The organism is Bacteroides sp. 1001136B_160425_E2, from assembly GCF_015559655.1.
GTDB lineage: Bacteria > Bacteroidota > Bacteroidia > Bacteroidales > Bacteroidaceae > Bacteroides > Bacteroides luhongzhouii.
In genome coordinates this window covers 177,371-196,883 of the sequence record NZ_JADMQH010000012.1, presented here as the reverse complement: position 1 = coordinate 196,883, position 19,513 = coordinate 177,371, and the positions used below count along the sequence as shown (strand labels likewise).

Annotated in this window: 17 protein-coding genes and 1 pseudogene; 6 read left to right on the top strand and 12 right to left on the bottom strand. The window is 41.4% G+C overall.

Annotated features, from left to right (window positions below; genetic code table 11):
- Nucleotides 1–87: 87 nt before the first annotated feature.
- The 5 genes and pseudogenes from I2I04_RS13990 to ald all read left to right on the top strand — a co-directional run bounded on the left by I2I04_RS13990 (nt 88) and on the right by ald (nt 9,377).
- Entirely contained in the window at nt 88–2,721 is a 2,634-nt protein-coding gene (locus tag I2I04_RS13990; protein ID WP_143259496.1) for a zinc-dependent metalloprotease, read from the top strand.
- Nucleotides 2,722–2,753: 32 nt separating this feature from the next.
- Nucleotides 2,754–6,086, top strand: a complete 3,333-nt coding sequence (locus I2I04_RS13985; protein ID WP_195655280.1) for a SusC/RagA family TonB-linked outer membrane protein — start codon at nt 2,754–2,756, stop codon at nt 6,084–6,086.
- 13 nt (nt 6,087–6,099) lie between these two features.
- A complete protein-coding gene (locus tag I2I04_RS13980; protein WP_195655279.1) occupies nt 6,100–7,446 on the top strand; it encodes a RagB/SusD family nutrient uptake outer membrane protein in 1,347 nt (448 codons plus the stop codon).
- A gap of 383 nt (nt 7,447–7,829) precedes the next feature.
- Nucleotides 7,830–8,137, top strand: a pseudogene (locus I2I04_RS13975) (WG repeat-containing protein).
- A 130-nt stretch (nt 8,138–8,267) separates the two neighbouring features.
- Entirely contained in the window at nt 8,268–9,377 is a 1,110-nt protein-coding gene (ald, locus tag I2I04_RS13970) for an alanine dehydrogenase (RefSeq protein WP_195473043.1), read from the top strand.
- On the opposite strand, the gene I2I04_RS13965 is transcribed toward ald, so the two are convergent.
- The 7 genes from I2I04_RS13965 to I2I04_RS13935 all read right to left on the bottom strand — a co-directional run bounded on the left by I2I04_RS13965 (nt 9,364) and on the right by I2I04_RS13935 (nt 14,901).
- Nucleotides 9,364–10,314 (bottom strand): NAD(P)H-dependent flavin oxidoreductase, encoded by a 951-nt coding sequence (locus tag I2I04_RS13965; protein WP_195655278.1) that lies wholly within the window; start codon nt 10,312–10,314, stop codon nt 9,364–9,366. The two genes, ald and I2I04_RS13965, sit on opposite strands and share 14 nt — an antisense overlap.
- A 76-nt stretch (nt 10,315–10,390) precedes the next feature.
- On the bottom strand, nt 10,391–11,116 hold the full coding sequence (locus tag I2I04_RS13960) for a DUF4858 domain-containing protein (RefSeq protein WP_143259490.1): 726 nt from the start codon (nt 11,114–11,116) through the stop codon (nt 10,391–10,393).
- A gap of 208 nt (nt 11,117–11,324) precedes the next feature.
- Nucleotides 11,325–11,849 (bottom strand): DUF4943 family protein, encoded by a 525-nt coding sequence (locus tag I2I04_RS13955; protein ID WP_143259489.1) that lies wholly within the window; start codon nt 11,847–11,849, stop codon nt 11,325–11,327.
- Nucleotides 11,850–11,860: 11 nt separating this feature from the next.
- Nucleotides 11,861–12,910, bottom strand: coding sequence for an outer membrane beta-barrel protein (locus I2I04_RS13950; protein WP_195655277.1), 1,050 nt, complete (start codon nt 12,908–12,910; stop codon nt 11,861–11,863).
- Nucleotides 12,894–13,445, bottom strand: a complete 552-nt coding sequence (locus I2I04_RS13945) for an RNA polymerase sigma factor (protein ID WP_004300758.1) — start codon at nt 13,443–13,445, stop codon at nt 12,894–12,896. Before I2I04_RS13945 ends, I2I04_RS13950 begins: the two co-directional genes overlap by 17 nt.
- A 222-nt stretch (nt 13,446–13,667) precedes the next feature.
- Nucleotides 13,668–14,516, bottom strand: a complete 849-nt coding sequence (nadC, locus tag I2I04_RS13940) for a carboxylating nicotinate-nucleotide diphosphorylase (protein WP_004314515.1) — start codon at nt 14,514–14,516, stop codon at nt 13,668–13,670.
- Nucleotides 14,509–14,901: a DUF4783 domain-containing protein gene (locus I2I04_RS13935; RefSeq protein WP_143259487.1), complete on the bottom strand. Its 393-nt coding sequence runs from the start codon at nt 14,899–14,901 to the stop codon at nt 14,509–14,511. The genes nadC and I2I04_RS13935 overlap by 8 nt, the downstream gene beginning before the upstream one ends.
- 127 nt (nt 14,902–15,028) lie before the next feature.
- Between I2I04_RS13935 and rlmH the strand changes: the two genes are divergently transcribed.
- Nucleotides 15,029–15,502 (top strand): 23S rRNA (pseudouridine(1915)-N(3))-methyltransferase RlmH, encoded by a 474-nt coding sequence (gene rlmH, locus I2I04_RS13930; protein ID WP_004314516.1) that lies wholly within the window; start codon nt 15,029–15,031, stop codon nt 15,500–15,502.
- A 119-nt stretch (nt 15,503–15,621) separates the two neighbouring features.
- Here the strand turns inward: rlmH and I2I04_RS13925 are convergent, their stop codons facing one another.
- From I2I04_RS13925 to I2I04_RS13905, 5 genes are all read right to left on the bottom strand, one after another.
- A complete protein-coding gene (locus tag I2I04_RS13925; RefSeq protein WP_143259486.1) occupies nt 15,622–16,254 on the bottom strand; it encodes an HD domain-containing protein in 633 nt (210 codons plus the stop codon).
- Nucleotides 16,255–16,308: 54 nt separating this feature from the next.
- A complete protein-coding gene (gene queF / locus I2I04_RS13920) occupies nt 16,309–16,764 on the bottom strand; it encodes a preQ(1) synthase (protein WP_195655276.1) in 456 nt (151 codons plus the stop codon).
- Between the two features lie 560 nt (nt 16,765–17,324).
- Nucleotides 17,325–17,984 carry a 7-cyano-7-deazaguanine synthase QueC gene (gene queC / locus I2I04_RS13915; RefSeq protein ID WP_015532987.1) on the bottom strand — a complete coding sequence of 220 codons (660 nt, stop codon included), beginning with the start codon at nt 17,982–17,984 and terminating at the stop codon, nt 17,325–17,327.
- An 8-nt stretch (nt 17,985–17,992) separates the two neighbouring features.
- Nucleotides 17,993–18,673: a queuosine precursor transporter gene (locus I2I04_RS13910; protein ID WP_143259485.1), complete on the bottom strand. Its 681-nt coding sequence runs from the start codon at nt 18,671–18,673 to the stop codon at nt 17,993–17,995.
- Nucleotides 18,674–18,913: 240 nt separating this feature from the next.
- Nucleotides 18,914–19,420, bottom strand: coding sequence for an RNA polymerase sigma factor (locus I2I04_RS13905; RefSeq protein WP_004314521.1), 507 nt, complete (start codon nt 19,418–19,420; stop codon nt 18,914–18,916).
- Nucleotides 19,421–19,513: the final 93 nt, after the last annotated feature.

Sequence of the window (19,513 nt, the reverse complement as noted above, 5' to 3'; positions counted from 1 at the left end):
TATTCATTGCAAATTAGTATTCATTATGTTATTTATATTAGTACTTTTGTAGCCGTTTTTTAATTATAATTAAAAGTTAGAAACTCAATGAGAATGTATGTCAAAGTAATGGCAGCGGTCATTGCATGTATATTGCTGAGTGGAGAAACGCTCTCGGCATTTGCAACTACCCCCGCTACAGAAAATCTGAGTTGGTTTAAAAAGAAAAAGAAAAAACCAGAAGAGAAAGAAGAGGAGAGCAAAAGCGACTACGAGAAATTAGTGGAAGGCAGTAAAACGACCAAAGGGATGTTTGCTGTACATCAAAAGAAGAATGATTATTATTTTGAGATTCCCACCTCACTTTTGGGACGTGATTTATTAGTTGTCAATAAGCTGCAACGAGTTCCTGCCGAACTTAACGATGCGGGCGTAAACCGCGGAGTAAACTATGAGAATCAGATGGTTTGCATGGAATGGGACAAAGCAACGGGCAAACTAATGTTACGACAACAACGTCCATTACCTCTGGCCCCCCAAACGGATGCTATCTTCCGTTCGGTAAAGGATAATTTTATCTCACCATTGATTGCCGCATTCAAGATCGAAGCGGTCAATGCAGATTCTACGGCATTAGTAATCAAGGTGAATGATATTTATGATGGTACGGAAACCAGTATCAATAACGTATTTACCAATATCAATCTGGGTACTTCAGCCATCAAGAATTTATCACGTATTCTATCCATCAAATCCTTTTCAAACAATGTCGTGGCAACTTCCGAGTTGACTACCCGGGTAACAGAAGGCACTACTACTGTTTATGTAACGGTGGAAGTTAGTTCTTCTATTCTCTTACTGCCCGAAAAGCCGATGATGGGACGATTCGACAATCAGAAGGTCGGTTATTTCACGAATCCGTTATTAAGTTTCAGTGATGCACAGCAGCGTACGGATAAGACACAGTATATCACCCGCTGGCGCATGGAACCCAAACCGGAAGACCGGGAGGCTTATCTGAATGGTCAGATGGTGGAACCTGCCAAACCAATTGTCTTCTACATTGACAATTCAACTCCTTACCAATGGCGTTCGTACATAAAGAGAGGTATCGAGGACTGGCAGATTGCTTTTGAAAAGGCTGGTTTCAAGAATGCGATTATCGCCAAAGAAATCACGGACAGTATGCATGTAGACATGGATGATGTCAATTACTCCGTACTGACTTACGCTGCTTCGGAAAAGAAAAATGCAATGGGACCTTCTCTGTTAGATCCCCGTTCCGGAGAAATCCTGGAAGCCGATATTATGTGGTGGCACAATGTGCTTTCTATGGTACGTGAATGGATTACTGTCCAGACCGGAACAGTGTGTCCGGAAGCACGTAATGTGCAATTGCCTGATGCTTTGATGGGAGATGCCATTCGATTTGTAGCCTGTCATGAGGTAGGCCACTCTTTGGGCCTCCGCCACAATATGATGGGTTCATGGGCTTTCCCGACAGACTCATTACGTTCTGAGGCATTCACTTCCAGAATGAATTCTACCGCTTCATCCATCATGGATTATGCACGATTCAATTATATCGCACAGCCTGGAGATGGCGTGAAAGTTCTTTCTCCGCATATCGGTCCTTATGACATGTTCGCCATCGAATATGGGTATCGTTGGTACGGAAAGAATACTCCGGAAGAAGAAAAGGATATTTTATTCGATTTCTTGAGCAAACATACTGATCGGCTTTATAAATATAGTGAAGCACAGGATGTCCGCGATGCAGTAGATCCACGTGCACAGAACGAAGATTTAGGTGATGATCCGGTTCGTTCTTCTTTACTTGGCATTGAGAATCTGAAACGTATCGTTCCACAAATTCTTCAATGGACCACTACCGGTGAGAAGGGACAAACTTATGAAGAAGCATCTCGCCTCTACTATGCCGTAATCAACCAATGGAACAACTATTTATATCATGTCCTTGCCAATATTGGCGGTATCTACATTGAAAATACAATTGTAGGAGACGGCGTTAAAACTTATACATTCGTAGAGAAAGAGAAACAACAAGCTTCACTGAAATTTCTGATGGATGAAGTATTGACATACCCTAAATGGCTGTTTGACACGGAAGTAGGACAATATACTTATCTGCTTCGCAATACTCCCATCGGAAAACAGGAAAATGCTCCGACACAAATCTTAAAGAACGCCCAAGCCTATATCCTTTGGGATTTACTTGGCAATACTCGTTTGATGCGTATGATAGAGAATGAATCTGTCAACGGAAAGAAAGCCTTTACAGTAGTGGAACTTATGGACGGACTTCATAAGAACATTTTCGGTGTTACCGAACGTGGTGGTATCCCTAACGTAATGGAACGTTCTTTGCAGAAAAACTTCCTCGATGCATTACTTACAGCCGCTGCAGAACCTGAAGCCGTTAAAATCAACAAGAAGATTGCCAACGAACATTTCTTGCTTGACCACGCTACTCCTTTCTGTAGCTGTTACGCTGCCGAACAACGTGCACTTCGTCAGGAAGACCGGATGGGTGCTCCACGTGTACTCAATTTCTATGGCAGTCAACTCAACCGTATTTCAGATGCTATTTCTGTGAAACGCGGTGAATTATTACGTATCAAGAAGTTGTTGCAGAACCGTCTCGGAACTTCCGATACTGCTGCACGCTATCATTATGAGGACATGATTCTGCGTATTAATACGGCTTTAGGAATCAAATAAAACAATATCAATCATTTTAATAATCTATATTGATGAGAAAAAAATACTTATACGTTCTTATATGTTTTCTGGTGAGCACGTTGGCTACAGCCAACGCTGCTAATCGTATAATCACCGGAGTCGTTATATCCGGCGAAGATAATGAACCTCTGATCGGTGCTTCCGTATATGTTAACGCAGATGACTTGAAAAAGGCTGGAGCATCACAGACTTCTCTAGGTACTATCACTGATATGGATGGTAAATTCTCCATTTCCATTCCGGAAAAGGTGACCAGACTACATTGCAGTTATATAGGTTTTGAAGAACAAAATATCGTGTTGCAAGCTGGAAAAGATACTTATCGTATTGTACTTCAAGCTTCATCACACACATTAGGAGACGTAGTAGTAACTGGTTATCAAGAACTGGAACGTCGTAAACTGACTGCTGCTATCGCTAAAGTAGACGTTACAGACGGAATGGTAGGCGCAGCAAAAAGCATCGACCAGGCATTAGCGGGACAAATCGCTGGTGTAGCCGTTACGACAACTTCCGGTGCACCGGGAGCTCCTGCACGTATTCGTATTCGTGGTACGGCTTCACTGAATGGAACACAAGACCCGTTGTGGGTATTGGATGGAATACCTTTAGAGGGGACAGATATTGCGAAACTGGACACTGACACGGACAATGACATTGTTAATATGAAACAATCATCCATTGCCGGACTAAGCCCGAATGACATAGAAAGTATCACTATTTTAAAAGATGCTGCTGCCACTGCTATTTATGGAGCACGTGCCGCTAATGGAGTAATCGTCGTTACAACCAAAAGGGGACGCACAGGTAAACCTGTAATCAATTTTAATACAAGATTGACATATACCCCTAATCTGGATACTTCGCGATTGAATCTACTAAATTCCGAACAGAAAATAGATCTGGAACTAGAATTAATGAAAGAGCCTGATGACGTATTCAGTGCACATCCCTATTTACATAAAGGAGGAGTAGCTTCTATACTTAGACAACATAATCTATTTGCAACCTATCAACAACAAGGATGGAATGGTTTAACCACAGAAGCTCAAAATGCAATTAATCGATTAAAAACGCTCAACACTGATTGGAATGACATTTTATTCAGAGATGCTTTTACTCAAGAATATAATTTCAGCATATCAGGAGGAAGTGAAAAAGTGACTTATTATAATTCCCTCGGATATTCACAAGAAAATGGGAATGTACCAGGAGTAAGCATGAGCCGTTTTAATTTGACAAATAAAACTTTTTATCAAGTAAACCGAATACTGAAAATAGGTACTTCACTTTTTGCTAACCGACGGAAAAATAAAGACTTTATTACCGATAAATATGGTTATTCAAATCCTATTTATTACTCTCGCGTAGCAAATCCATATCAAGAAATTTATGATGCGGAAGGAAACTATGTATATGATTATGACATTGTATCTAACAGCGATAATGAACCTGATCCTGAACGAGGATTCAATCTCCTTGAAGATCGTGCCAACACCAGTAAAGAAACGGTAACGACAGCTATTAATGCTATTTTTAATGCTGACTTACGTTTCAATGACCACTGGAAACTAACGTCACAAGTTGGCTTGCAATGGGAACAATCCGGAGTAGAACAATATATTGGTGCAAATACGTTCTCCATGCGTGATATGCGTAAAGACAGTAAATCCGGTGATACATACCGTATACCGGAAGGGGGTATGCACAAGGTAAGTAATGCCACTACATCACAAATCACATGGAAAGTACAAGGAGAATGGACTCAAACCTTTAAAAACATCCATGAAGTACAAATAATGGGCGGATCAGAAATAAGAAAAAATTGGTATGAAACACTCGCGTCCAATGCTTACGGATATGATCCTAAGACACTTACCACTAAGCCTTTAATTCTCATAGAGAATGATGACGCTAAAAAATATCCATTACATACAGAAACCTATGCCGAAAATGCTTTTGCCTCTTTTTATGCAAATGGTTCTTATACTCTTATGCAACGCTACACACTAGGAGCAAGCGTGCGTATTGACGGGTCAGATCTATTCGGTGTAGACAAAAAATATCGTTTTCTACCTATTTATTCGGCTAGCGGACTATGGCGACTTTCCAACGAATCGTTTCTACAGCCTGCTAAACAATGGATGGATAACTTGGCCCTACGATTATCATACGGACTTCAAGGAAATATTGACAAAAACACCTCACCTTATTTAGTAGGAAATTACGGAAATCAAACCATATTGCCTAACAACCCAGATGAAACGAGTATTTCTATAGGTTCAGCTCCTAATGATAAGCTACGTTGGGAAAAGACAGCATCATATAATATTGGAGTTGATTTTTCCGCACTCAAATCTGCCATTAATTTAAGCGTAGATTACTATTATAGAAAAGGAACAGATCTTATCGGTTATAAAAATCTACCTTTGGAAAATGGATTCCTCACGCAAACAATTAACTGGGCTAGCCTGGAAAACAAAGGTTTAGAAATAAACTTGCAAACACGTAATATCACAACCAAGAATTTCTCCTGGTATACCACATTCAATTTTGCTTATAACAATAACAAAGTATTAAAAGACTATGTGAAAGAGAATAGCCCGACACCCGGTCTGGAAGGATATCCTGTCGGAGCTATTTTTGCCATCAAGAGCAAAGTAGATCCGGAAACAGGTCGCATACTCATCTATCCCAAAGGTAGTAATGAGGCTATCACCGTAGAAGAATTGTTCAAGATGGAAGACTTGACCGGAGGAATGGGTGGTTTCTATGATTATAATGCAGATGCCGACTTTCAACAAAGTCTATATGAATACGCTGGTACAAATGATGCACCATACACAGGAGGATTACTTAACACACTTTCTTATCGCAACTGGGAACTTAACTTTAATTTTTCATTTTATTTTGGAGCTCATGTACGTACAAATCCTTCATATAATATAGTGGATTTCGACCCCGGACATAATGTAAATCAAGACATCCTCAATCGCTGGACACCAGAAAACCACAATAACCAGCTTCCGGCTCTTCTCAGCCGAAACAACTATCCTGCCGATTACGCGCTCTTTGGTGGAATACCTGCTATTTATAGAAATCTGGACATGTGGGTAAAGAAACTCAATTATGTACGTCTTCAGAATATACGATTAGCTTATACATTGCCACAAGAATGGTTACGCAAAATCAACATCGGCGGAGCAACTGTTGCTGTAGAAGGCCGTAACCTGCTTGTCTTCGGTTCCAGTTATAAAAACTATATGGACCCGGAGTCAATGAGTAATCTCTATTCTACTCCGGTAGCAAAATCTGTGACATTCAACCTTAGTCTTAACTTTTAAGCAATCAAGAAATATGAAAAGAATAAAAAAGTTATATCTATTTTCTATACTAGCAGGATGTCTCACGATGACCTCATGTAGCAATTTTTTAGAAATACAGCCTGTCGGAAAAGTGATTCCAAGCACATTGGAAGAATATAGAGCATTGATGACTAATGTTTATGCCCAAGATTTGACTGACAGAAGCATCTGTGATATGCGGACAAAAGAAATCACCGTCAGAAATGACAGTTATGACCAAAGTGATTACGGTGATATAGAAAAATGGATAGTCAATAGTACAACTGCTAAAGAATTCGGTTGGTTAGATTATTATGAAAACATTTACTATGCCAACGCTATCATTAACAAAAAGAATGATATAACAGAAGGAAATGAAAAGGATATCAATCAATTAGTGGGAGAAGCCTACTTCATGAGAGGATATATGCATTTCCTTCTAGTCAATCTGTACGGTCAGCCCTATACCAAAGAAGGTGCAAAAGAGACAAAAGCCATACCTTTGAAACTAACTCTTGATTTAGAAGAGATTCCAACACGGAATACAGTAGAAGAAGTGTATAACTCTATTCTTTCTGATATAGAAAACGCCCGTCAACTTATAACCAAAAAAGAGTGGGAATCCGGTTACAATTATCGTTTCAGTGCACTTGCTGTCGATGCCTTTGAATCACGGGTACGCCTTTATATGGGAAATTGGCAACCCGCCTATGATGCTGCCGAACGCACGTTGGAACAAAAAGCAACACTTGGAGATTACAATAGTACTAATGTACAATTATTACCTAATCACTACACTTCTGTAGAGTCGATTACTGCTTATGAGAAAATCTACAATGCAACAACAACATTAGATGCCTCACAAGCCACACAATCATTTGTCAATATGTTCAATGAAGAAGACTTACGACCTGCAACTTACTTTGGTGAGAAGAATAAAGACGGTAATTATCCCATAAAAAAAATAGATGGAACGTTTACCTATAAATGTAGCTTTCGCGTTAGCGAACTTTATCTGAATTCTGCGGAAGCAGCTGCACACCTGAACAACCTCCCTGCAGCTCGCAACCGCCTATTACAACTAATGGAAAAAAGATATACTGCAGCAGGATATGAACAGAAAAAAAACGAAGTAAACAGTATGAATCAAGAAGAATTAATTGCAGAAATATTAAATGAACGAGCTCGTGAATTGGCATTTGAAGGACACCGCTGGTTCGACTTACGCCGGACTACCAGACCGAGAATTGAAAAGGTATTAAGTGGGGGACAAACAATTGTTCTTGAACAAGATGATAATCGCTATACATTGCGTATTCCTGTGAGTGCCACTAATGCCAACCCTAATTTACTAGACTAAAATTCGCCTAGTTTTACCTCGCAATAACAAAAACTCCTTTTGCATTTTCATCTGCAAAAGGAGTTTTTATTTAAATATCCCCTTCCACTTCCTTTCCTTACAGATATTACTCATCGCTAAATCTTTATCCCCCAAAAACATTGCCAATTAGCAGAAAACCCGTATCTTTGTCCGCACTTATTACGGAAAATAACGTAGAAGCGTTTAGAATATTATCCCTATTCAGAATCTGGAAAATTCATCAACAGTGGGGTAATGGCAACTAAGCGTTCACGTCTTTGTTGTATACAAGGGCGTGGGTTCTGTTGTTTATTCACTGTTGGGCTAACCAGAGCCTTGAATAGAATGAACTAACGACGTCCACGCTTCTTTTGTATATATATATGGATCCGGACGCTTACCACGCAAACAATAAAGAAAATGACAGCACTATTACAAAGTTCTTCGCTTCTTTTTTAGCTTATGGGGTAGCTAATAAGAAAAAGCGTTTCTCGGCTATTGGCCGTTTCTCTGAAGGATTGGCACCGGTTAAAGGAAAAATCCAATGGGAATACATTAATAAAGAATATGACGTTGTCATTCCTCTAATTTTAAGTACGATATTGCAGAACCCTTTTATAACAACATAGCTCGAGTGGGTCTCTATGGAAAAAACATGAAAATCAACAAGCAGGGCAGTGAATGTCTATAAAACAACCACTCTACGCATTTATTCATCTCAACACGCGAAGACATTCTGTTCTAAAACATCCCCTTACGAATAACAACGTAAGGGGATTTTTCGTACTTTCGAACACGTTAAATCTTTAATACGCAACATTATGATTATCGGAGTACCAAAGGAAATCAAAAACAATGAGAACCGTGTAGGCATGACACCTTCGGGAGTGGCTGAAGTGGTAAAACAAGGGCATCGGGTATTTATCCAACATACAGCGGGAATAAATAGCGGTTTTCCGGATGAAGCATATCAAGCTGTCGGCGCACATATCCTGCCAACAATAGAAGACATTTACGCCACTGCCGAAATGATTGTAAAGGTGAAAGAGCCGATAATCACTGAATATAACTTAATAAGAAAAGGACAGTTACTATTCACTTATTTCCATTTTGCTTCCGACAGGGAGTTAACCCTTGCCATGCTCTCCAACAAATCAATATGCCTGGCTTACGAAACTGTAGAAGAAGCAGACCACACATTACCTTTATTAATTCCGATGAGCGAAGTTGCCGGACGTATGTCTATTCAGGAAGGTGCCCGTTTCCTGGAAAAGCCGCAAGGTGGAAAAGGTATTCTTTTGGGAGGTGTGCCAGGTGTTAAACCGGCTAAAGTATTAATTTTAGGTGGCGGAATCGTAGGTAGCAATGCTGCGCAAATGGCTGCGGGAATGGGGGCAGACGTCACTATCACAGATATAAATCTGGCACGTTTGCGCTATTTGAGTGAAACACTTCCCAAGAATGTAAAGACATTGTATGCATCCGAACTAAGAATCAGAAAAGAATTGCCGGATGTTGATTTAGTTATCGGTTCCGTATTGATTCCCGGCGATAAAGCACCGCATCTGATTACTAAAGAGATGCTTTCGATGATGCAACCCGGCACAGTATTAGTAGATGTAGCGATTGACCAGGGAGGATGTTTCGAGACTTCTCACCCAACCACCCACAGTGCACCGACCTATATTGTAGACGGAATCGTTCATTATGCAGTAGCTAATATTCCGGGAGCCGTACCTTATACTTCCACTCTTGCACTGACTAATGCTACCCTCCCCTACGTGATCGCTTTAGCAAATAAGGGATGGAAAAAAGCCTGCAAAGATAATCCGGCATTGGCTCTCGGACTGAATATTGTAGAAGGAAAAATCGTTTATAAAGCTGTAGCCGATGTATTTGGTTTGAAATACGAACCTGTCAGCCTATCATAAATGGGAATTTATATTTCTCCACAGCTTGCCGATAAGATTCAACCAATTCATTCATCACCTCTGCCACCGACTGTCGACGGGATATAATTGCCGAGACTTGTCCTATTTCCAGTTCACCTTCTTCCAAGTCACCTTCGAAGATACCTTTCTTGGCACGTCCGCGTCCGAGCAAAGTTCTTAATTCTTCGGAAGTAGCACCACTATCTTCAGCCTTCTCCACCGCTTCACGAAAAGCATTCTTTACCAATCGTGTCGGAGCCAGTTTTTTCAATAACAACTTAGTATCCCCTTCACCAAGACTCAAACAATAATCTTTAAATACCGGACTCGCAGAACTCTCTTCAGTCAGCGCAAAACGTGTTCCTATTTGTACGCCTTCCGCCCCCAACACCATAGCAGCCAATATTCCTTCTCCTGTACCAATACCTCCCGCGGCTATCAAAGGTAATGTTGTAGCCTCACGTACAGCCGGAATCAAACAGAAAGTCGTTGTTTCTTCCCGTCCATTATGCCCTCCGGCTTCAAAGCCTTCGGCCACTACTGCGTCCACCCCGGCTTCCTCACATTTCACAGCAAAACGAGAAGAAGAAACGACATGAACAACTGTTATTCCACGTTCCTTCAACCATCCCGTCCATGTTTTCGGATTTCCGGCAGAGGTAAAAACAATCTTCACTCCCTCTTCCACCACAATATTCATAATCTCTTCTATCTGGGGATACATCAAAGGGATATTCACGCCAAAGGGAAACTTTGTGGCCGCATTACATTTACGGATATGTTCACGTAAAGTGTCCGGATGCATAGAACCGGCACCGATCAATCCCAATCCGCCGGCATTGCTCACGGCAGAAGCAAGACGCCAGCCGCTACACCACACCATGCCACCTTGAATAATAGGATATTGAATACCCAGAAGGGAAGTAATTCTATTCATAATTAATAATTTATCTATGTGTTAATATGTTGATGTACATTACACATTGTTACATCAACACATCATTATAACGTCTTCAGCGAGCAATCTGTTCGATGGGTTTATTTATCAACACAGTTGTAGAATCTCCATAAGTTCTCAAAACTTCCAATGTGCGGGCGCGGTTATCTCTGCCTTTCTTATTCCAGAACTCTTTGGTAAAGACAGCCATCAAGTCAAGTCCGCCGACCGTTCCGCCATTGATATACACTCCGCTCCCACCAAACAAGGGAATAGGTGCGTCCATCACTACCGAATTCACCATCATTCCATTGGCACGTTCACTCAACTGTCGGAAACGTACTCCGCTCGCCTGTATCTCATCCAAAGATTTACGCACCCCTTTCGCCATCGGATTACGTGCCCAGTTCGAGTAGGATCTTTGATGGCGTATCTCATAGAAAGGATCTCCCCGCCAAGTGTTTTTATCAATCTTTATCTTCTTCTGATAGATAGGATCCCAGTTATAACGGGTATTCGCCTTATATGGCATCAAACTCAACACCACTTTCGGTTTAGGCAAAGCTTCAGGAAGCGATTCATCAGGCATCATCCAGCTTTTCTCCTCCGACATTCGGGGAGTACCGACTGCAGTCCCGAAATCAATCGACTTTACAGCATCCATATTCAAATGCAATTCCTGGTCACTCTCCAGCAATTTCTTCAAATGCAAAGAGTCTTGCGCCGTCCATACTTGCGAATATGCAAATAAAGCCGTCAGGCACAGTACCATCGTTGCAATAAACCGTTTCAATCTATCCATCCTCTATCCTCTTTCATTACCTATTATTCGGGAGCGCTTCATATGCAATACACATATGTTTCTCACTTACGTTATCACTCATATTCTTCAATGAGAAGCGGTCTTTTGAGTGTAGCAATCCCCTGTCAGCAGCATAAGACTACTGATACAAACAAACGTTCCCACATGAATGTTTCCTATTTTTTACTTTCCGAAGGCTCCTCCTCTGTTACCACCAACGATAACCTGATCCACAAAGCGGCTCATCGTAGCACGGATCGATCGTCCATCTTGTTTTCGGATATTGGCGTTCTTCCCACCAATTACGATAACAAGCGGCCGCATCGAGCACTTCCTCATCAGTCAGGAAATAGATTGCTTCATAATTTTCAGCATTCGCCAATACCATTTTGCAACCTAATGACGGAGGTGTGCCCTGACGGATAGACTCAATCACCCAAAGCATACACTCACCCAACCGAATTTTACCGTTGTTCATATTATAAACTGACGGAAAAGAAGGAATAATAGTCAGATCTTCTGCATATTTTAAAAGTTCGGGGATGTCCTCTTCCGTGAAATGAGGAACCTCCACCACCCCTTTTTCATTCTTCATCTTGTACGTACCCGACTTCAATTGTTTCACAAAAAGGGCAACATCCGGATTGTTATAATCCATTTCTTCGCTGGTGCATCCTGTAAAAGATACGATGAGGCAAACAGCCATCCACAGCATTAGTAGTGTTTTTTTCATTTTCATAAGGATTAATACGTCATGCGAAGTCCGCAAAGTAAATTAAAATTAGTCGGCCGTTTCGTTCGTACCGTAGCCAGTTTCGAATCTGTCTTGAAATGACGCGAAACTCCGGGTTCGGCAAAAACAGCAAGTCGGTCATTAATCTTATAATTGATTCCAATGCCGGCAGTCACTGCCAGTTGGATAGATTCTTCTTTAAAACTGTTGTCCGGCGCACCGGCGATACATTTATCGACTATTCCTCCTACGGTAGCGTAAAGGTCTATTTTCTTCGTATCTACCAGTGTCACATTTACTTTAACGGGGATACCCAGATAGTGCAAATGCTGTCCTGCCGAACGAAGGTTTGAATAAAGTAATCCGGTTTCTATTGCGAGAGATTCGTTTAACTTACGTTCTACCGTTACTCCTGCGGAAACCGGCATTTTATACGTACCATTATCAGCCGGAAGCGCCGTGCCTACCTGAACTTTCATCGCCCAGCGATGCTTTTTCATAGCTTTAGGTTGAGCCACATTCACATTCGATTGTTCTTCCGGAGCAACAGATGATTCCGTATCACCGTTTATTGCCTGCCAATAGCCGTTATTCCCTTGATTACCATATCGGTTGCCATTTCCAGTAGAAGTAGTGGCAGAAAAAGAAAACGACATGGAGAAAGTGATAGAAAGCGAATCTTCTTCCTCTGTGTATTGTGACAGCATACCGTAAGACTTTGGAGCCGGTTTCGGCAACACCGGTTCTACCGGCAACGGTAACTGATTGACGCGTATTCCATCTCCATCCATCTGCCCTCCATTTGTCACGGCTATCTTTGTAAATGCTTCTTCCATTTCTTCTTGGGGAGAGAAATATAAGAAAGTAGCCGACGAGGCTGCCAAAACGAGCAATACAGATGCCGCAGCCGCCACACGGAAGAACAGAATCCGACGACGATGCTGGCAAGCCACAGGTATTTCCTGCGAGAGCTCTTCCCAAAAGCCATCCCGTACACTCATCCCGGCATCAGCGAGACGCGTGCGAAACAGATCGGTTATTTCATCATTTTCTTTCTTCATGATTCCTATACTCTTTAATTCTTTTTGCTAACAAATACTTGGCCCGGTGCAACTGCGAAGTAGACGAATGCTCTTTAATGTGAAGCATCTTGGCTATCTCCTTGTGCGATTTCTCTTCAAACACATAAAGGTTGAAAACGGTTCGGCAACCATCCGGCAATTCGGCAATAAAAGCCATCAATTGCTCTTCGGAGATTCCAGCCCCTCCTCCCGAATCCGATATATCCGGTATATCGGGAAGCTGCTCTTCATGCACCACCAACTGGCTGACTCGTTTCTCCCGCCGCAGGAAATCGAGTGATTGAGTAACCATCACCCGGGTAATCCATGTGCAGAGCGAAGACTCGCCCCGAAACGAGAAGTTGGTAAAAATCTTGATGAAACCGTCATGCAGTACATCGTGCGCCGCATCCATATCGCCCGTATAGCGGAAACATACCGCCAGCATCTGCTTGGAATAGAGGGTGTAAAGTTCCTTCCGGGCTGAATCCTTTCCTGCCCGACAGCCCTTTATCAGTTCTATCTCGTTTTCCAAAGTCAATTACTTTTTTTTAAAATCGAACGTATGTCTGCGTCGTTTACTCATTAGACGCAAATGTTTGAGGAATGCTGCAAGGAATATTGCTAAAAGAAGTTAAACAGAAAGAAAATCACCACAGAAGACGCAGAGTACACAGAGGTTTTAAACTTACTTCATAGGAAGAATTTCCTATCATTGTTCCTCTGTGTACTCTGCGTCCTCTATGGCGAAAAAAAATCAGCACGCTTTGAAACTCATATCCAGTCCTTTCACTGAATGAGTCAAAGCTCCTACCGAGATGAAGTCTACGCCACATTCGGCATAGTCACGGAGGGTGTCAAAGGTAATGCCGCCCGAAGATTCGGTTTCGTATTTGCCTGCTACCATCTCCACTGCTTTCTTAGTCATTTCGGGAGTGAAGTTATCAAACATGATACGATCCACTCCGCCGAGGTCAAGAACTTGTTGCAGTTCGTCGAAGCTGCGGACTTCTATTTCTATTTTCAGGTCTTTGCCTTTTTCCTTGCAATATTCTTTAGCGCGAGTGATGGCTTTGTCGATACCTCCGGCAAAGTCTACGTGGTTGTCTTTCAGAAGAATCATATCGAACAAACCAATACGATGGTTTACTCCACCACCGATTTTCACTGCCATTTTTTCGAGGATGCGCATCCCGGGAGTTGTCTTACGGGTGTCGAGCACACGGGTATTTGTTCCTTCCAATACCTTTGCATATTTGCGGGTCATGGTTGCGATGCCGCTCATACGCTGCATCACGTTCAACATCAGGCGTTCGGTTTGAAGCAAAGATTGCACTTTTCCTTCCACTACCATTGCTACGTCGCCCGGTTTCACTTCTGTTCCGTCGTTGATGAACACTTCCACTTTCATGGTGGGGTCGAAGCGGTTGAAGATTTCTTTGGCTACTTCGATACCTGCCAATACGCCGGCTTCTTTGATAAGCAATTTTGATTTTCCCATTGCCGTAGCGGGAATACATGAAAGGGTGGTATGATCGCCATCACCTATATCTTCTGCAAAAGCAAGATCGATCAACTTGTCGATCAGTTCTTTTTCCTTATTCATTGATCTTGTCAATTCTTATTTGATGTATTAAATATTGATTCTGCACTTTCTTAAGGAAGCAATTCACACGAAAGTTTCCATTAGTAGTAGCCAACGTACCGATAACGAAACTTGATTCGTCTCGTTTTCCCTGATGGTTCACGTTAAATCCGCTGACTTTATTCTTCGTAAAGAATTCCTGCATCATAGCTGTTGCTTTCTGTTTGTCAACGTTTGTCGAGCGACCTTGGAGCACCAGGTTTACCTTGTCCCCCATATACTTACTTAGCTCTTGCGAGCTTCCTCTTTTAAATGCCGTAATCACTCCTGCCGGTATCTCTTGCGCCATTAGCAACGAGAGGGAAAGAAGCAATGCGGTCATTCCTACGAGCACTCGTTTGTTCATAATTACATGCTTTTAAGTTGAAGTTTAAAGGCTTAAACTTTCAACTAATGATAGGCAAAGGTAAGCATTAATTGCAGAATAACATAAAAAATGCCTATTTTTGTGCAATAATCAGAATTGTAGACGTATGAAAACAACCCTGCTCGTCGTAGGACGAACCGTAGAACAACACTATATCACTGCCATCAACGACTATATCCAGCGTACCAAACGCTATATCACTTTTGATATGGAAGTGATTCCCGAACTGAAAAACACGAAGAGTCTTTCAATGGAAGTACAGAAAGAAAAGGAAGGAGAACTGATACTGAAAGCTCTTCAACCGGGTGACGTCGTGGTGCTGCTCGATGAGCACGGGAAAGAAATGCGTTCTCTTGAGTTTGCCGAATATATGAAGCGGAAAATGAATACGGTGAATAAACGATTGGTGTTCATTATCGGAGGCCCTTATGGCTTTTCAGAAAAAGTGTATCAGGCAGCACACGAAAAGATTTCAATGTCGAAGATGACTTTTTCTCATCAAATGATTCGACTGATATTCGTGGAGCAGATTTATCGGGCAATGACAATATTAAATGGAGGACCATATCATCACGAATAAAGTATTCCCAATATAGTGTCAAAAGGAGTAGCCAGTAGCCTATTTGGCTACTCTGAATTAAACAGTTTCTTTGTAAGCTACAACCCGACAATATAGAAATAAAAAAATATCAGAATAGTCTATCCCAATTCATCAGAATATAACTTATCAAATACCTTAATCAGTTTCCCCTCATTAGCAATCAAATTACGAAGTTCCGCCAACCGACCTGCGTTATCCGATTGAGGTATCCATAGTTTCAGATACCCTCCTTCTGCATATTTATCAGTAAGATGTTTCCGGAAGCGGGCATATTGCCCCTCTTTATCCATTTCCGGATAATGGGATAGCCCATATTGAACGGTACGACGCAAGGTGATTTCGGGATCTATAATTCGGTCGGCCTCGGCAACAATCATTCCATAAATTGTTCTGGGAACTTGTTTATTAGAGGCCCGATGATCTTCTATCGCTTCTTTCATTTGCAACAGTTGTTCTTCGGTAAACCAACGACGTAAAGTTTCATCAGCTAACAAAACTTTACCGGAGGCTATATGATGAAACTCACGCCCTTCATACAATCCCAAATCGTGATAAGCTGCAATGACGTAAACCATCGAATAATCGACTTCATAATGCGTCGCTAATTTCAGACTTTCCTCAATCACCTTTTCTACATGATCGACTTGATGCGCTTTATCAAAGTGGGCATATTGAGGGATAATATGTTTGCGAACATAGCTTTGTAATTCAGCGGGCACATGATGAGTCATATTCGATATTTTAGTTAGTGAGTTTTTATATTTGTACTATTATTCCCGATTCATCTATTCACGATTCATCAAACGGTGTTCCGCCATCTGCTCGAATTTTGTTCCCGGACGACCGTAGTTGGCGTACGGATAGATAGAAATACCACCACGGGGAGTAAAGATACCTGTTACTTCAATATATTTGGGATTCATCAATTGGATAAGATCCTTCATAATGATATTCACACAATCTTCGTGGAAAGCTCCATGATTGCGAAAGCTGAAAAGATACAATTTCAGACTTTTGCTTTCTACCATTTTTATATCAGGAATATAGCTGATACGTATTTCAGCAAAATCCGGTTGCCCAGTGATAGGACATAAACTGGTGAACTCCGGGCAGTTAAAACGTACCCAATAGTCATTTTCAGGATGCTTATTATCAAAAGCTTCCAATACTTCAGGAGCATAATCTTGCTTATACTCGGTCTTTCTTCCTAATAAAGAAAGTTGGTCTTTTAATTCTGTCATTTTACTCGTTAACTACAATCCCTTCCCTAAACAAAAAAATGCATTTCCTCTTTCACCTATCACCGTCCTGCTTCAAACGCCTTATTCATCGATGTTTCAGTGGTGAATGATTCATTTTACAACCTATCACCACATCTATTACCTATCACCGTCCACTCTTTCCCCCGTCGTTTGCTTTATCCCCATCTTACTTGTTACGGCGTGTTTCATGACGTGAAACAAACGGTTTCATTAAACGGAACAAACGGTTTCAAGCCTTGGAACTAATAGTTTCAAGCGTTAGAAACTTTAGTTTCCTACCGTTGAAACTTTAGTTTCTCACTGATGAAACAACAGTTTCATACTATTGAAACTAATCTAAGCCAATACATTCCGGATATAAGCTACTATCATTTATTAATTAGCACTTACCGGTGACAATAGATGTGACGGCAAAATATCAAGTTTAGCTGCTGTCACCACTTGCTGTCACATACTAAATATCTTACAGCTAAACATTTATCTATAATAATGTGACAGATGACAGCAAAAAAATGCATTTTAATCTCTATGTAGAGATATTATTGATTCTTACTTTTTAAATACTTCTCCAATCCTTCCCGACGCAATGTACAAGCCGGGCAATGTCCGCAGCCATCTCCTTGAACACCATTATAGCATGTCAAAGTCTCGGTACGAATCAGTTCCAACACTCCCAGTTTGTCGGCTAACGCCCATGTCTCTGCTTTATCAATCCACATCAAAGGGGTGTGAATCACAAACTGTTCATCCATGGCCAGATTGAGAGTCACATTAAGAGACTTGATAAACGCATCCCTACAATCGGGATAACCGCTGAAATCCGTTTGGGAAACTCCCGTTACCAAATGATTAATACCACGTTCACGGGCATATACAGCCGCAATACTCAAAAAGAACAGGTTACGTCCCGGAACAAATGTATTAGGAACACTATCTGCCGGCTTTTCCTGATCCATCACCATGGTAGTATCGGTCAATGAATTATGGCCTAACTGTCCGATAAAGGAAACATCCATCACATCAAATTCCACTTCCGCTTTCCGGGCTATCTCCCGCGCAAGTTCCACTTCTTTTTGATGCTTCTGACCGTACAGAAAGCTCAAGGCATATACTTTTTTAAAGTTGCGTTTTGCCCAAAACAGGCAAGTGGTAGAATCCTGTCCACCACTAAACACAACCAACGCTGCTTCTCTATTCATGTTTTTTATTAAATATCTTTAACTTTCAATACGTTATAAGAGATGTCCGTGTCGTAAACATCGCTACCGTCTATTTTCTTGATTGCTTTCACCACACGGATCGTCACCGGGAGGATTATAACCTCATACAGAGATTTCAGTACAATCTGAATCCCCATCATGATAAGCAGTTCTTTCCAGGCAATGACACCTCCAAAAGCTATCGGGAAGAAAATCAATGAATCGGCAGTCTCACCCACCACAGTCGACCAAATGGCACGGGCTGAAAAGTTACGTCCCTGACTGGCTACTTTCATTCTACTCATCACATACGCATTGAGAAACGAGCCTACCAAAAAGGCCATCAGACTGGCAGCCACAATACGGGGAGCCATACCGAACACAAAATCAAAATGTTCTTCGCCTTCCCAAAAAGGAGCAGCCGGAATGGCAACAGCTATCAATCCAAGAGCAACCACGAAGAAGTTCATGGCAAAACCACTCCAAATGATAAGGCGCGCTTTCTTGAATCCCCAAACCTCGGCGATACAGTCATTTATAATATAAGAAATAGGAAAAACCAATAATCCGGCTGTCACGGTCAAACTACCGATCTGGATTACTTTCGTTTCAAGAAGATTAGCTGCAATGAGGCAAACATTAAAGAGGATACCCAGCAGCATAAAGGGTACAGATACTTTTTCTTTCATAATTCCTGTTTTTTACGTGGTGTTCTAGAATACACGGCCGCTATTCACGGCATCATACGTCTTTTATTCTTTCGGGGTGCAAAGGTAAAAAATAAAACTGGAATTATCACATTCATCTTATCAGAATCTATATTTCCTCAAACAGAAGATAAAAAAAGCCTCCCCATCAGCGTCGTATTCTGACAGGGAGACTCATCACTTTGACCTTAAAACACATTACTCTATTAGAAAGGCGGCGCATCAGGAGGAGAAATCTTTCAGTTCCTCTTTCAACCGCTTACGGATGAAAAACAAACGGCTCTTCACCGTCCCCATCGGCAATCCTAATTTCTCAGCAATTTCTCTATATTTAAATCCGGCTACAAACATCTGAAAAGGCACTTTCATCTCTTCCGGTATGGAATGTATCACCCGGTACAACTGTTTCATATCATATGTAAATTCGAATCTGTCAGCATCCTCATCTTCTATCAGATGTTGTTGATTGATGGAATAGCTATCATCAATCAGGTTCATTTCGCGAACCGTGCGACGGTAGTTGTTCACGAAAATATTACGCATTAGCGTATACATCCACCCTTTCAGATTTTTGCTATACGTAAACTTCTCCTGATTATCTAATGCCTGCAACAAACAATCCTGAACCAAATCATTGGCAGATTCGCGATCTGCCGTCAATTTATATGCGAAGCGATGCAAATCCGGTTGTATCGCTAATATTCCTTTCGTAAAGTCTACTTTTTCCATCATCGTATTCCTTTTATCTAATTAGTACGATACAAAGATCCGCTTTTTTAGAATCATTATAAATAGCAATTCTTCCGATTAGTTTGGCTATTT

Coding starts and splice junctions, on each gene's coding strand:
- I2I04_RS13990 (WP_143259496.1), top strand. CDS start 88: ATGAGAATGTATGTCAAAGTAATGGCAGCGGTCATTGCATGTATATTG.
- I2I04_RS13985 (WP_195655280.1), top strand. CDS start 2,754: ATGAGAAAAAAATACTTATACGTTCTTATATGTTTTCTGGTGAGCACG.
- I2I04_RS13980 (WP_195655279.1), top strand. CDS start 6,100: ATGAAAAGAATAAAAAAGTTATATCTATTTTCTATACTAGCAGGATGT.
- ald (WP_195473043.1), top strand. CDS start 8,268: ATGATTATCGGAGTACCAAAGGAAATCAAAAACAATGAGAACCGTGTA.
- I2I04_RS13965 (WP_195655278.1), bottom strand. CDS start 10,314: ATGAATAGAATTACTTCCCTTCTGGGTATTCAATATCCTATTATTCAA.
- I2I04_RS13960 (WP_143259490.1), bottom strand. CDS start 11,116: ATGGATAGATTGAAACGGTTTATTGCAACGATGGTACTGTGCCTGACG.
- I2I04_RS13955 (WP_143259489.1), bottom strand. CDS start 11,849: ATGAAAAAAACACTACTAATGCTGTGGATGGCTGTTTGCCTCATCGTA.
- I2I04_RS13950 (WP_195655277.1), bottom strand. CDS start 12,910: ATGAAGAAAGAAAATGATGAAATAACCGATCTGTTTCGCACGCGTCTC.
- nadC (WP_004314515.1), bottom strand. CDS start 14,516: ATGAATAAGGAAAAAGAACTGATCGACAAGTTGATCGATCTTGCTTTT.
- I2I04_RS13935 (WP_143259487.1), bottom strand. CDS start 14,901: ATGAACAAACGAGTGCTCGTAGGAATGACCGCATTGCTTCTTTCCCTC.
- rlmH (WP_004314516.1), top strand. CDS start 15,029: ATGAAAACAACCCTGCTCGTCGTAGGACGAACCGTAGAACAACACTAT.
- I2I04_RS13925 (WP_143259486.1), bottom strand. CDS start 16,254: ATGACTCATCATGTGCCCGCTGAATTACAAAGCTATGTTCGCAAACAT.
- queF (WP_195655276.1), bottom strand. CDS start 16,764: ATGACAGAATTAAAAGACCAACTTTCTTTATTAGGAAGAAAGACCGAG.
- queC (WP_015532987.1), bottom strand. CDS start 17,984: ATGAATAGAGAAGCAGCGTTGGTTGTGTTTAGTGGTGGACAGGATTCT.
- I2I04_RS13910 (WP_143259485.1), bottom strand. CDS start 18,673: ATGAAAGAAAAAGTATCTGTACCCTTTATGCTGCTGGGTATCCTCTTT.
- I2I04_RS13905 (WP_004314521.1), bottom strand. CDS start 19,420: ATGGAAAAAGTAGACTTTACGAAAGGAATATTAGCGATACAACCGGAT.